Source organism: Corynebacterium sp. KPL4035, assembly GCF_037908325.1.
GTDB lineage: Bacteria > Actinomycetota > Actinomycetes > Mycobacteriales > Mycobacteriaceae > Corynebacterium > Corynebacterium kefirresidentii.
Map to the genome: position 1 here is coordinate 111,917 of NZ_JBBMGF010000001.1, position 13,733 is coordinate 125,649.

Consider the following 13,733-nt stretch of genomic DNA (forward strand, 5'->3'; position numbering starts at 1 on the left):
TCGCATAAAGCCTGCTGTGGTGCTACTTTAATTCAGCAATTTCGCGCAGGGCTGCTACCACCGTGCGGGTGGGCACGCCGGTGCCCATCTTTGGGGTGTATCCATAAGCGCCAGTGGTGTTGAAGGAAGGGCCGGCCACATCGATATGGGCCCATTCGATTCCTTCACCCACAAAGTGTTGGAGGTAGGTGCCGGCATATTCCATGCCGCCCTCACGCTTAGCGTTGATATTACGGATATCGGCGCTGGCGGATTTTACCGATTCCTCGTGTTCCTCCAGTAGCGGCATGGCCCAAGCCTTCTCGCCCACCTCGCGGCCGATTTCGGCCATGCGGTCACGGAATTCCTCGGAACCCATAACGCCGGCGGTCCGCTCACCTAGAGCAACCATCTGGGCGCCGGTGAGAGTAGCCGTTTCAATGAGGTAGTCAGGGTTGTCCTCGCTGGCGCGCGCAATGGCATCAGCAAGCACGAGGCGACCTTCCGCATCGGTGTTGAGCACCTCGGAGGTAATGCCGCCGTAGTGGGTGATGACGTCACCTGGGCGGGTGGCATCGCTGCCTGGCATGTTTTCTGCCAGTGGCAGGGTAGCGGTGATACCCACCTTGAGGTTCAGCTTTGCCGCAGCGATGATGGCAGCGGCCATTGCGGCGGAACCGCCCATATCGGAAATCATGTCCCACATCTTGGCGCCTGGCTTCAAGGAAATGCCGCCGGTATCAAAGGTAATGCCCTTGCCCACCAGCGCGACGTGGCGCTTGGCCTTCTTCGGGCGCCAGCTCAAGCGGACCAAACGCGGCGGACGTGCAGAGCCACGGCCGACCGCCAGGATGCCGCCAAAGCCCTGCTTTTCTAGGGCCTTTTCATCCAAGACCTCTACCTCAAGGCCCGCCTCTGCTGCTTGGGCGGAAAGGAAAGCGGCGTAGCTTTCTGGGTAGAGCAGGTTGGATGGAGTATTGACCAGATCGCGGGCGAGAAGAACGGATTCAGCGGTAATCTTCGCGTTTTCAAATTCCTCTTGGGCTGACTTCTCGGCCACTACGGTAAAGGTGGTGGGCACCGTAGATGGCTCGCTGCGTAGGCCGGAGTACTTATAGCCGCCGAGGATGAGGCCTTCTACCACTGGGGCGATGCCAAAATCGCCCAGAGAGGTAGCTACCTGTTCAATCTTGGTAATGGAGCGGGCGGCCTGGCCTGCAGCGCGGCGCAGCGTTTCATCGTCTACTTCTTCTGCTTCGCCCAATCCCACGGCGATGATGGAGGCTACGCCAGCCTTAGCTGGAGCCGGTACTCGCGTGACCTCGCCGGCGGTGCCGGAAGCCCCTACGGCCACCAGTGCTTCGTAGGTGGAGCGCAGTGCGGCAGCCCCTAGCAACTCGGTGCCCGGCAGTTCTAGCCCGCCTTCGCCCTCGAACGCAGCAATTAGTAGTGCGTCCGCCTTCTTTGGAACCTTCTTCCCCAGCTTTAGCTTGGGAAAGTGACCGCGTGCGGGCAATTCGTTTGGTGCCATAGTGTCCTCCTTTATAAAAAGGCTTATCAATCTTCCCTCTACTGTACCGCGCAGCGGTGAACTTATTCCTGCCTCGCTATAGATAAAGGGGTAGATTGTGGGCATGCTTGATTACACGATTACTCGGACCGATAATCCCACGTCTGCGGAGGAATTGAGCGAAATCCTCGCCAACCCCGGCTTTGGCAAGCACTTTACGGACCACATGGTCACCATTGATTGGACCGAAGAAAAGGGCTGGCACAATGCTCAGGTAAGACCGTACGGGCCGATGACAATGGAACCGGCAAGCAACGTATTCCACTACGGGCAGGCAATCTTTGAAGGCATCAAGGCCTATCGTCAGCCCGATGATTCCATTGCCACCTTCCGTCCAGACCATAATGCCCAGCGGTTTATCAACTCTGCTGAACGCTTGGCTATGCCGGAGCTGCCGCAGGAGGAGTTTATTGAGTCTTTGCGCCAATTGGTGGAAGTAGATAAGAACTGGGTACCGGAAGCCGGTGGAGAAGCGGCGTTGTATCTGCGTCCCTTTATGATCTCCACCGAGGTTTCCTTGGGGGTTCACCCGGCCAAGTCCTACCGCTACGTGCTAATAGCCTCCCCAGCGGGTTCCTACTTCAGTGGTGGCATCAAACCGGTATCCGTCTGGCTGTCCACCGACTACGTGCGCGCAGCGCCCGGCGGCACCGGCGCGGCCAAGTTTGCGGGCAACTATGCGGGCTCGCTATTGGCCCAAGCTCAGGCGGATGAAAAGGGCTGTGACCAGGTGGTCTGGTTGGACGCTATTGAACGCCGCTACATCGAAGAAATGGGCGGAATGAACCTCATGTTTGTCTATGGCTCCGGCGAGAATGTGGAGATTGTTACGCCAGAACTATCCGGTTCTTTGTTGCCGGGCATCACGCGCGAATCTCTTCTGCAAGTTGCCCAAGACCTGGGCTACAAGGTCACCGAACGCCGCATTACGGCCGAGGAATGGCAGCGCGATGCAGAATCCGGCGCAATGTCGGAGGCCTTTGCCTGCGGTACTGCCGCGGTTATCACCCCGGTGGGCCACGTGCTGAGCGATTCCGCCGATTTCCAGGTCAATGGCAATGAAGCAGGCGAGATCACCATGACCTTGCGCGAGCGCCTAACCGGAATTCAGCGCGGTGCCGTGGAAGATACCCATGGCTGGCTGCATACCCTGGTGAAATAGGCCGCGGCTTAGGCGTCTGCGGCGATCTCGACTCCGGTAAGTAGCATCGGCAGCGCCGCTAGGGCGCCGAGGGTGGGCTCCGGCTCCATTGCCAGTTGGTGCAGTGGCTGGAGGCCCAGTTTTCTTAGCGCCAACTCATGGGCAGGGGCGGTGGATAGGGTAGTGGCGAAGAGCCACTCTTTCACCCCAGGGTTGTCGCGCTCGGCAAGGAGCGCCGCGGTTGCGGTCAAGGGGGCATCGATAAGGAGGGGCGTGCGACGCTCCGCGGCTCGGGTAATGAGCCCCACCGCAGCGGCCAGCACCGCAGACTGGCAGGAGGCTACGAGCTCCATGCCCTCGAGGTTGCGGGCGCGGAACATAGCATCTCGAATGGCAGAGACCTCTCGCTTCCAGTCTTCCACGCTGGGCTGCTTGCCGACGATCACTACCGGCTCCGTCTGCGTCATCGTCGCCATGACCACGGCGGGGACGCGGGCGCTTTCCACGCCGCCGGGAATCAGTAGGTCCGCACCGGCATCAATTTCCGCATCTGCGGTAGCGGCTCCCAAGTCATATGCCTGGGATAGATCCGTCACCGTGACTACATTCAGTCCGGCCCCGGCCCGACGCGCAGCGGTCTCGGGAGCCGGTAGCTGGGGCTCCTGCTCAGCAAAGACGATGGCTCGTATACGCTGCGGCTCCTGAGCGGGGGCGCTGCCTTGGCAGGCGGCTAGCCATTGGGCGGCTTCGGTCAGGCGCCCATAAGGCGCGAGCTGTGCGTCGTGTGCGGTACGTGCCTGAGAATCGGGCTGCGGAATGGCCATGAGCACATCTCCCTAAACGTCAGCACCGAGCTCCACGCGGGGGCGCGGAATGCGCCACTTGCGCGGCTGGCTGGCGCGGGAATATGCATAAAAGCCCAGGCTAAAGCCGGCTTCAGTGGTGCCAGGGAACTTGGTACGCACGGCATTATTGCAGCGGCGGGCCAAGATGATGCCCTCGATGGCAAAGATAATGAGGATAACCATCGCCACCGCGTTAATGACCGTCGCGATGCTTGGTACCGCGTAAGTCAAGAACACGACCACGATGAGAACTAGGGCCATTGGCATAACCCAATTGCTCAAGCTGCGGCGCGCATCTACCCAATCGCGCACATAGGCGCGTTCTGCGCCCTGATCGCGAGCGGGAAGGAAACGCGGATCACCGTCAGCCATGCGGGCCTGCTGCTCACGGTTGGCCTGCTGGCGCTCTTGGCGCTCCTTTTTCTTATATTCCTTCCACTCGTCCTTGCTCATGGACTTCTTCATGTCCTTGCGGTGCTGGTAACGCTGTGCTTCGGACATGCCATGGGGATCGCGCTTTACGCCGCGCGCGATCTCTTGTTCGGAGCGCTTTGGCGTAGGACGACCCTTCGGTGGGGTATAGCCCTTGCGCTGGGGCTCTTTCTGAATTTCTTCCTGCGCCTTGTCCTGCGCAGGAGCGGGCTCAGTGGAGGTCTTGTCATCTTTTTGCCACGGGAGTTTCACGCTCCTCACACTACAAGGTTTAGGCGCGAATAGGGGAATAGGCCCGGCCCAGTAGATGTTGTAGCAGTGGGCTACCTTTTCCCACCTGAAAGAAGCGGGTAGGGTAGTGGCAACGAAACCAATACTTATTGAGGAGAAGTGATGACCGCTCCAGCTTCCGCAACCGGCGTCATTCTGACTGAAGCAGCAGCCGCTAAGGCAAAGGCGCTGCTTGATCAGGAAGGCCGCGACGATCTCTCCCTGCGCATTGCCGTTCAGCCTGGTGGCTGCGCTGGCCTGCGCTACCAGCTTTACTTTGATGATCGCACCTTGGATGGTGACAAGGTCGACCAGGTAGGCGGCGTAAACCTCGTCGTGGACAAGATGTCCGTTCCTTACCTGACCGGTGCCAAGATTGACTTCGCTGACACCATCGAGTCCCAGGGTTTTACCATCGATAACCCGAATGCCACCGGTTCTTGCGCCTGTGGCGATTCCTTCAACTAAAAAGAAGGACAGCAAAGAGGGTGGGTGCCGATGGCACCCACCCTCTTGTGTATGTGTGGAAGGCTCTTAGAGCTTGACTGGATAGTCGCGCTGCTCGATCTGCGGATCGATGCGCTTTTCCACAAAGATGCCGTGCCAAATCATAAAGGACAGTACGGTCCACAAACGGCGGGAGTGGTCGGAGACGCCGTCGCGGTGCTCCTTGAGCATCTCGAGAACTTCCTTCTTATTGAAGATGTCCTCGGTCTGGGATTCGTTGATGGTGTCTTGGGCCCAGCCGTAGAGCTCGTCGCCGGCCAACCAGTGGCGCATCGGCACGGGGAAGCCCAGCTTCTTGCGGTGCAGAACGTGGGCCGGAACGATCTGCTCCATTGCCTTGCGCAGTGCGTACTTGGTGGTGCCGTGGGAACTCTTCAGGTCATAAGGGATGGACTCGGCCACCTTGAAGACTTCCTTGTCCAAGAAGGGCACGCGAAGCTCAAGCGAGTTGGCCATATTGATCTTATCGGCCTTGACCAAGATGTCACCGCGCATCCAGGTAAAGAGGTCTAGGTGCTGCATGCGTGCGACCGGGTCAAAGCCCTCAGACTGGGCGTAGATGGGCGCAGTAACCTCACGGTGGTCCCATTCGCGCTTCGCCCACGGGATAACCCGCTGCATCTGCTCAAAATTGAAGGAACGTGCGTTGCCATAGTAGCGCTCTTCCATGGTCATCGAGCCACGGTTGAGCAAAGACTTGCCCTTCATGCCTTCTGGCAGCACCTGGGAGAGCTTGCCCAACCCTCGGCGCAGTGGGGAAGGGATCTTCTCAAAGGGAGCGAGGGACAGTGGCTCCTTATAGATGGTGTAACCACCAAAGAGTTCGTCCGCGCCCTCACCGGAAAGAACAACCTTGACGTGCTTGCGGGCTTCTTGGGCCACGAAATAGAGCGGCACCAGCGAAGGGTCAGCTACCGGATTGTCCAGGTACCACATGATCTTCGGGATGGACTCGGCATACTCCTCCGGGGAGACAATCTTGACGATGTGCTCCACGCCAATAGCTTCCGCGGACTCTGCCGCGACATCGACCTCAGAGTAGCCCTCGCGCTCGAAGCCGGTGGTGAAAGTCAGCAGATCAGGGTTGTGGCGCTTAGCCAGGGTGGCAATAGCTGTGGAGTCAATGCCGCCCGACAAGAAGGAGCCTACGGTGACGTCGGCGCGCATGTGCTTAGCTACGGAATCCTCCAGCGCCTCCGCAATCCGGTTAAAGAGTTGCTGCTCTTCACCTTGCTTTACCTGTTGAACAGGGAAGCGGGGCTTGAAGTAGCGCTCGGAGACAACCTCTTCGCCTGGACGAAGGGTAACGGTGCAGCCGGATTCCACGCGGCGGATATTCGCGTGGAGGGACTCCGGCTCCGGGACGTATTGCAGGTCGACGTAATGCTCAATGGCGCGGCGGTCAAGGTTGAGCTCTAGACCGATCTCGTCTGCCATTTCCAGAATGCACTTCATCTCGGAGGCAAAGACAGTGCCAGCGTCGGTGGTGGCGTAGTACAGCGGCTTGATGCCGAATTGGTCGCGGGCAGCAAACATCGTCTTAGTGTGGGTGTCCCAGATGACGATGCCGAACATGCCGCGCAGGTGGTTGACCACGTCCTTGCCCCAGTGGTGGTAGCCCACCACGATAGGCTCACCATCGCCTTCGGTATGGAAGGTATAGCCGAGGCCCTTGAGCTCTTCCCGTAGTTCTACGTAGTTGTAGATTTCGCCGTTGAAGGTCATGGCGTAGCGGTCAGGCTGGTCCTCCGGACCCCAGCGAAGGGGCTGGTGGGAGTGTTCTAGGTCAATGATGGACAGGCGATTGAAGCCAAAGGCAGCATCGCCGTCGTGCCAGGTGCCTGCCGCATCTGGGCCGCGGTGGCGCATGCAAGGCAGGGAACGTTCTAGCGCGTCAACGTACTTATCTACGTCGCCCGTGGCGGCGAGCATGCCAAGAAGTCCGCACATGTAAAGATTGCTCCTTAATATAAGCGTCTATTGCTAGTCACCCACTTTACGGCTCGAGAGGTGCAAACTAGAACACGCCACGGCTTAAGGAAAGCTGTTGGCTGCCTTGGAAATAGCTTCCCCGATAGGGTGCGAACTTTCGGTTGATGTATCCCCGGGCAAGCTGTGAATTGACACACATGGCCGTGTTGGAACCTTAGGGTCCGGTTGGAACATTGTGCAGGTGGGGCGGTAACCTACAAGAAGGAGAATATGAAATGAGTGCACTAGGTGCCCTTTTATGCCTTTAAATAGGCTGGGAATCTGGCAATTTTCCTCTATTCTGATTGGGTAAGAGTGCTCTGTGAGTATTCGAGAAGTTTTGTGTGGACAGAAAGGCAGAACACACGTGGGACAGCGTAATAAGCGCACCTTTGCCCGCAAGGCGGGCGTAGCTGGCGCACTTGCTCTGGGTGGACTCGCTCTGGCAGGTTGTGACGTTCAGGCGCCAACTGCTGTAGAGAACCTCCTAGGATTCGGTTGGCCAAAGGGTATTACCCCTGAGGCAGAGGCCATGTACAACTTCTGGATTTGGGTCTGGGTTGCTGCATGGATCGTTGGTTTTATTATGTGGGGCCTATTCCTCACCGCTATCTTCCGCTGGAGCGCGAAGAAGGCGAAGAAGGATGGCAAGGGCGAGTTCCCGCGCCAGATTCAGTACAACGTACCGCTTGAGATGGTTCTGACCATCGTTCCGATCCTCATTATCATGGGCCTGTTCTTCTTTACCGTTCAGACCCAGCAGAAAGTTACCGCCTTGGATAAGGATCCGAAGGTCGTCGTCGACGTCACCGCTTTCCAGTGGAACTGGAAGTTCGGTTACGCGGAGAACCACGTTAACGGTGAGAACTATGACGGTGCTGATAAGGAACGTCAGGCCGAGGCAGAAAAGTCTGCTCACGACCCAGAGGGTATCGATAACCCGAACCCAATCCACGGCAAGTCCATGGGCGACCTTTCCTACCTGAACTACAACAAGATTGAGACCGTCGGTACTACCGAAGAGGTTCCGGTTCTGGTTCTTCCTTCCGATACCGCGATTGAATTCCGTCTCGCTTCTGGGGACGTATCCCACGCATTCTGGGTACCGGAGTTCCTATTTAAGCGCGACGTCTACGCACACCCAGAGGCAAACGCTCAGGAGCGTAGCTTCCAGGTGGAAAAGATTGAGAAGCAGGGCGCATTCGTTGGTCGCTGTGCCGAGATGTGCGGTACCTACCACTCGATGATGAACTTTGAAATCCGCGTTGTATCCCCAGAGGACTTCAACAAGTACATGAAGTTCCGCGAGAACAATCCGGAAGCTACCAACGCCGAGGCTCTCAAGGAAATCGGTCAGGACCCATACGCGGTTACCACCCACCCGTTCTCCGGCGAGCGTGATACCGCTAATGGTGACAACTTCGTCAACACGGCGGCATAAGAGATAAGGACACAACACAATGCGTGCAACATCGAAAGTCTTTTACTCAATCGCGACCTACCTTCTTGTCTCGCTGATTGTCTACATCTTCGGCGTTACCTTCGTTAAGGACGACGGCTACCTGTATGGTGCCGAGTGGGTTGGCATCGTGGGTATGTTCCTTGCCTTCCTGCTGTGCATGATGCTCGGTGCTTACCTGCACTTCACCGATAACCGCAGCGACGTCCTGCCAGAGGATTGGGAAGAGGCAGAGACCGAGGATGCGGCTGGCATCCTAGGCTTCTTCTCTCCAGGCTCCATCTGGCCGCTGGCTATGACCGGTGCTATCGCCCTCCTTGGCCTGGGTATCATCTTCCTCTACTTCTGGTTGATCGCTCTCGGCGCTGTCTGCCTCATCGCGGCATGCACCGGTCTTTCCCTGCAGTACGGTCTGCCAAAGGAAAAGCACTAGTTCTTCACTCTGAAGAAATCTCCGCCTAAAACTTCTCCGCCCTCCTAGCTTTGGAAGCTAGGAGGGCTTTGGCGATCGGTAGTCGGATGTTCCGCGAAAAAGTTCCCTAGATTCCAAAAAACATTTCTGTGGTGGGGTAGTGGCTGGATATCTAGCAAGACTGCTACCTGACTGTCTACGTCATTCGGGCACGTAGAGGCGACTTTTCGCGGGGGTCGACCGAAAGTTGTAGACCTGCGGGTTTGGGGTGGTGAGTGGGTGTGATTTATCTCTCCAGAATGTATCAATCTCGCGTACTTATTAATGCATCTACAGGTCAGAATTACTGAGGTGGGGGCGCTCGGGAATTCCTAAGCGTGGGGCGTCGTGTGTTGTCACCTGCATCGATGGGGCGTCGTAAAGCAGAGGAAAAAGTTCCCGGCGGAAAAAATAAAAATATCGCAGGGAACTGGCTGAACGTCTGCTGGCTAAAGCATCAAAAATGAATAGTGATAACGGGGGGAATCGAGGTGACTTTGCCGCCCAGAACAGCCATAATGGCCTCTGTGACGAGCGTAGTTTCTAACCAAGGTATGACAGCACCACGTGCTGCCTCACTGAACCGACCAAATATGGTCAGTGTGGGCACCATCGTGTTCCTGTCTCAGGAATTGATGTTCTTTGCCGGACTGTTCGCGATGTGGTTCACCTCGCGAGCAAACGGTCAAGAAGGCGACTGGGCGGAGCACACCGCCCATATCAACCTGCCCATGGGTTTCCTCATTACGGCAGTGCTGATTACTTCTTCTGTGACCTCTCAGTTCGGCGTGTTTGCCGCAGAAAGGGGTGACGTTTACAAGCTTCGACTCTGGTACACCGTGACGCTGGTACTGGGCGTTGTGTTCCTGTGCATCATGGCATTCGAGTGGACCGAGTTGATTCACGCAGGTGTGACTGTGCAGTCCAGCGTCTTCGGTTCGGTGTTCTACATCATCACCGGCTTCCACGCTGCGCACGTGACCGCAGGTCTGATTTCTTTTGCAATCATCCTGGCGCGCGTTGCTAAGTCCAAGTTCACGCCGGCGCAGGCGACCGCCGCAATGGCAGTGTCTTACTACTGGCACTTCGTTGACGTTGTGTGGATCGGCGTCTTCACCGTTATTTACTTGGTCCAGTAGAACTGGCCACTATCCCCAAACAGTCCTCCCGTGTTCGAGTTATCTAAAGGAAAATGATGGATAACAATTCGCAGTCCGTGGCAGTGGAGCAGACCACTGCGGCGGCTAAGAAGACCCGCCGTCGCCGCAAGGCGAAGCGCACCATTGCCGGTGGCTTCGCTTTGGCGATTGGCCTGTCCGGTGCGGGCGTCTTGGCTTCTGCCTTGACCCCAGACGCACAGGTCGCCACGGCGGAAAAAGATGACCAAGCCCTCGTTCAGGAGGGCAAGGACATCTATGACACCGCTTGTATCACTTGCCACGGTGCCAATCTGCAGGGCATCGAAGGCCGGGGTCCCTCCCTCGTTGGCATCGGCGCTGGTTCTGTGTACTTCCAAGTACACTCTGGCCGTATGCCGATGATGTCTAACGATGCGCAGGCAGAGCGCAAGGCTCCGCGTTACACCGAGCAGCAGACTCTGGCATTGGCTGCATACGTAGCAGCCAATGGTGGCGGCGCAGACATCGTTTACAACGATGACGGAAGCGTTGCCCAGGAATCCCTGCGTGGTGCTAACTACAATGGCGAAATCCAAGCAGAAGACGTAGCGAAGGGCTCTGAGCTCTTCCGCATGAACTGTGCATCTTGCCACAACTTCACCGGCCAGGGTGGCGCGCTGTCCTCCGGTAAGTTCGCTCCTGAGCTTGCCCCGGCAAGCGAGCAGGAGATTTACCAGGCAATGCTGACCGGCCCGCAGAACATGCCTAAGTTCTCCGACCGCCAGCTGACTGCAGACGAGAAGAAGGACATCATTGCCTACCTCAAGTCTGCAAAGGAAACTCCTTCCCCAGCAGGTTGGGACCTTGGTAGCCTCGGCCCCGTAGCGGAAGGCCTGGCAATGTGGATTATCGGCATTAGCGCCCTGTGCGCCGCCGCTATGTGGATTGGATCGCGCTCATGAGCAATGTAAAGAAGAATTACACTAATGCTGAGCTCGATAAGATGAGCAACGATGAACTCGCTGCTCTAGGTACCGAGCTCGATGATGTCACCGTCGCGTTCCGCAAGGAGCGCTTCCCGGTTGAAGGCGACCCGGCTGAAAAGCGTGCGGGCCGCAACGTCGCCATCTGGCTTTTCCTGTCTGTCATCGGCGGGCTGGGATTCCTCGGCGTTTACCTGTTCTGGCCGTGGCAGTACAAGCAGCTAGGGGAGGAGGGCCACATTTGGCACACCCTCTACACTCCTTTGCTGGGTATTACCGCCGCACTCGCAATTTGTGCGTTGGGTATCGCCATTGTTCAGTACGTTAAGAAGATCCTCCCAGAGGAGATTTCCGTACAGCGTCGCCATGACGGTCCTTCCGAAGAGGTTGACCGTCGTACCTTGACCGCGTTGCTGAATGATTCTTGGAAGACTTCCACTCTTGGTCGCCGTAAGACCGTTCAGGGGCTGTTGGGCGGAGCCGGCGTTCTGTTCGGCCTGACTGTGATTGCACCGCTGGGCGGCGCAATCAAGAACCCATGGAAGGTTCGCCACAACCTGAACTACGCCGGTGACGGAACTCTGTGGACCTCCGGCTGGACCCTTCATAATGAAGGTGTCAAGCTTTACCTGGCCCGCGACACCGGTACCATCGCTGAGAAGCACTCCGGTGAAACCGGCGAGCACTACAGCACCAAGGGCGTTACCCGCCTGGTTCGCGTGCGTCCGGAGGATCTGGCAGCAGGCGGTATGGAGACCGTCTTCCCGCTGGCAGAAGAAGACGTCAACGATGGCGATAAGTACGATGCCGAGCGCGATGTCTACGAGCACCACATGCACTCAATTCACGGCAACCGCAACGCCGTGATGTTGATCCGACTGCGTCACAACGATGCGCAGAAGGCCATCGAGCGCGAAGGTCAAGAAGACTTCCACCACGGCGACTACTACGCCTACTCCAAGATCTGTACTCACATCGGTTGCCCGACCTCTCTCTATGAGGCTCAGACCAACCGAATCCTGTGTCCATGCCACCAGTCGCAGTTCGACGCTTTGCACTACGGCAAGCCGGTCTTCGGTCCTGCAGCCCGTGCACTGCCACAGCTGCCTATCACGGTGGACGACGAGGGCTACCTCGTTGCACAGGGCAACTTCATTGAGCCTGTCGGCCCGGCATTCTGGGAGCGTAAGTCATAATGAGCAATAAACTCGCCCAAATGGGCAACAATATGGATGAGCGTTATAGCGCCGCCGGTGTGCTGAGGACTCAGCTGAACAAGGTCTTCCCGACCCACTGGTCCTTCATGCTCGGTGAGATGGCGCTGTACAGCTTCATCATTCTTGTACTGACCGGTATCTACTTGGCGTTGTTCTTCGACCCTTCCATTACGAAGGTCATTTACGACGGCACCTACGCACCGTTGAACGGTGTGGAAATGTCTCGCGCTTACGCCACTGCGCTGGACATCTCTTTTGAGGTTCGTGGCGGTCTGTTTGTGCGCCAGATGCACCACTGGGCAGCCCTGCTGTTCATGATGTCCATGGTGGCTCACATGCTCCGCATCTTCTTCACCGGCGCATTCCGCCGTCCACGTGAAGCAAACTGGATCATCGGCTGCGCACTCATCTTGCTGGGCATGATCGAGGGCTTCCTCGGTTACTCCCTGCCGGATGACCTGCTTTCCGGTGTTGGTCTGCGAATCATGTCCGCCATCATCCTCGGCCTGCCTATTATCGGTACCTGGCTGCACTGGGCAATCTTCAGCGGTGACTTCCCGTCTGACCTGATGCTGGATCGTTTCTACATCCTGCACGTTCTGGTCATTCCGGGCATCATCCTCGGCCTGATTGCTGCCCACCTGATTATGGTTTGGTTCCAGAAACACACCCAGTTCCCCGGACCGGGCCGTGCCGAGAACAACGTCGTTGGTGTCCGCATTATGCCGGTCTTTGCTACCAAGGCAATTGGCATGGGCATGATGGTCGCCGGCGTACTTGCTCTGATGTCTGGTCTGCTGACCATCAACGCCATCTGGACGCTTGGACCATACAACCCGTCCCAGGTCTCCGCCGGTTCTCAGCCGGATATCTACATGCTGTGGACTGATGGTGTTGCCCGTGTCATGCCAGCTTGGGAGCTCTACATTGGCAACTACACCATTCCTTCCGCGTTCTGGGTTGCTCTGCTGTGTGGTCTGATGGTCGTACTGCTTATGGCATATCCATTCTTGGAGAAGAAGTTCACCGGTGACGATGCACACCACAACCTATTGCAGCGTCCGCGCGATGTTCCTACCCGTTCCGCTATCGGCGCAGCTGCCATCGTATTCTTCTTGCTGGTCACGCTGTCCGGTGGTAACGACCACGTAGCGCACTTCTTCCAGATTTCGCTCAACGCGATGACCTGGGTTGGTCGTATCGGCTTGATCATCTTGCCTCCGATTGCATACTTCATGACCTACCGCATCTGCGTTGGTCTGCAGCGCTCCGACCGTGAGGTTCTGGAGCACGGTATCGAGACCGGCGTTATCAAGCAGATGCCGAATGGTGCCTTCATTGAGGTTCACCAGCCGCTCGGCCCGGTTGATGCCGATGGTCACCCAGTTCCCCTCGAGTACGCAGGTGCTCAGGTTCCAAAGCAGCTCAACCAGCTCGGCTTGGCGGATTCCGAGACTCAGGGCACCTTTAGCCCTGACGATGAGGCGCTCATGCACCGCGTCCATGAAATCCACTCGGATAACCACGATGAGGAAGCGGAGATGTTCCGTCGCCTCAACGAGGCTAACCGCCGCGAGGACGAGGAAAACGGCCGCATCTAAGCCCTTTTCCTGAGGATTACTCGAAACACGCTCATAGACCCACCCTGCTCCTGCTGAAGGAGCAAGGGTGGGTTTTGCGTTTTGCTGGCCCAATACTTCTCTAGGTGCTGTTGTTATTGAGGTGTAATGCCGAAGCGCAGAAAGAGTACTGGAATGGAGCCCCTGCGCGGTGAGCGGCCTTGGAGCATG

The 13,733-nt window shown here is 57.4% G+C and carries 12 protein-coding genes; 8 read left to right on the top strand and 4 right to left on the bottom strand.

Going from position 1 to position 13,733, the window contains the following annotated elements:
* Window positions 1-22 precede the first annotated feature (22 nt).
* Window positions 23-1,510, bottom strand: a complete 1,488-nt coding sequence (locus tag WMP96_RS00525) for a leucyl aminopeptidase (RefSeq protein ID WP_340431817.1) — start codon at window positions 1,508-1,510, stop codon at window positions 23-25.
* A 103-nt stretch (window positions 1,511-1,613) separates the two neighbouring features.
* Between WMP96_RS00525 and WMP96_RS00530 the strand changes: the two genes are divergently transcribed.
* Window positions 1,614-2,711: a branched-chain amino acid aminotransferase gene (locus tag WMP96_RS00530; RefSeq protein WP_445292936.1), complete on the top strand. Its 1,098-nt coding sequence runs from the start codon at window positions 1,614-1,616 to the stop codon at window positions 2,709-2,711.
* A gap of 8 nt (window positions 2,712-2,719) precedes the next feature.
* Here WMP96_RS00530 and WMP96_RS00535 read toward each other — a convergent pair whose 3' ends face one another.
* Window positions 2,720-3,514: a nicotinate-nucleotide--dimethylbenzimidazole phosphoribosyltransferase gene (locus WMP96_RS00535; protein ID WP_200288853.1), complete on the bottom strand. Its 795-nt coding sequence runs from the start codon at window positions 3,512-3,514 to the stop codon at window positions 2,720-2,722.
* 12 nt (window positions 3,515-3,526) lie between these two features.
* Window positions 3,527-4,219 carry a DUF3043 domain-containing protein gene (locus tag WMP96_RS00540; protein ID WP_200288854.1) on the bottom strand — a complete coding sequence of 231 codons (693 nt, stop codon included), beginning with the start codon at window positions 4,217-4,219 and terminating at the stop codon, window positions 3,527-3,529.
* Window positions 4,220-4,360: 141 nt separating this feature from the next.
* Here WMP96_RS00540 and WMP96_RS00545 point away from each other — a divergent pair, with 141 nt between their 5' ends.
* Window positions 4,361-4,705 (top strand): HesB/IscA family protein, encoded by a 345-nt coding sequence (locus WMP96_RS00545; protein ID WP_005324455.1) that lies wholly within the window; start codon window positions 4,361-4,363, stop codon window positions 4,703-4,705.
* Window positions 4,706-4,771: 66 nt separating this feature from the next.
* On the opposite strand, the gene asnB is transcribed toward WMP96_RS00545, so the two are convergent.
* Window positions 4,772-6,694, bottom strand: coding sequence for an asparagine synthase (glutamine-hydrolyzing) (gene asnB / locus WMP96_RS00550; protein ID WP_340431823.1), 1,923 nt, complete (start codon window positions 6,692-6,694; stop codon window positions 4,772-4,774).
* 388 nt (window positions 6,695-7,082) lie between these two features.
* Between asnB and ctaC the strand changes: the two genes are divergently transcribed.
* The 6 genes from ctaC to qcrB all read left to right on the top strand — a co-directional run bounded on the left by ctaC (window position 7,083) and on the right by qcrB (window position 13,544).
* Window positions 7,083-8,156, top strand: a complete 1,074-nt coding sequence (gene ctaC, locus WMP96_RS00555) for an aa3-type cytochrome oxidase subunit II (protein ID WP_049361049.1) — start codon at window positions 7,083-7,085, stop codon at window positions 8,154-8,156.
* Window positions 8,157-8,175: 19 nt separating this feature from the next.
* Window positions 8,176-8,607, top strand: coding sequence for an aa3-type cytochrome oxidase subunit IV (gene ctaF / locus WMP96_RS00560; RefSeq protein WP_049361050.1), 432 nt, complete (start codon window positions 8,176-8,178; stop codon window positions 8,605-8,607).
* A gap of 545 nt (window positions 8,608-9,152) precedes the next feature.
* On the top strand, window positions 9,153-9,764 hold the full coding sequence (gene ctaE / locus WMP96_RS00565; protein ID WP_432417960.1) for an aa3-type cytochrome oxidase subunit III: 612 nt from the start codon (window positions 9,153-9,155) through the stop codon (window positions 9,762-9,764).
* 53 nt (window positions 9,765-9,817) lie between these two features.
* Window positions 9,818-10,705, top strand: a complete 888-nt coding sequence (gene qcrC / locus WMP96_RS00570; protein ID WP_049361051.1) for a cytochrome bc1 complex diheme cytochrome c subunit — start codon at window positions 9,818-9,820, stop codon at window positions 10,703-10,705.
* Window positions 10,702-11,922, top strand: a complete 1,221-nt coding sequence (gene qcrA / locus WMP96_RS00575) for a cytochrome bc1 complex Rieske iron-sulfur subunit (protein ID WP_023021176.1) — start codon at window positions 10,702-10,704, stop codon at window positions 11,920-11,922. Before qcrC ends, qcrA begins: the two co-directional genes overlap by 4 nt.
* Window positions 11,922-13,544 (top strand): cytochrome bc1 complex cytochrome b subunit, encoded by a 1,623-nt coding sequence (gene qcrB, locus WMP96_RS00580; protein ID WP_023021177.1) that lies wholly within the window; start codon window positions 11,922-11,924, stop codon window positions 13,542-13,544. The genes qcrA and qcrB overlap by 1 nt, the downstream gene beginning before the upstream one ends.
* Window positions 13,545-13,733 lie beyond the last annotated feature (189 nt).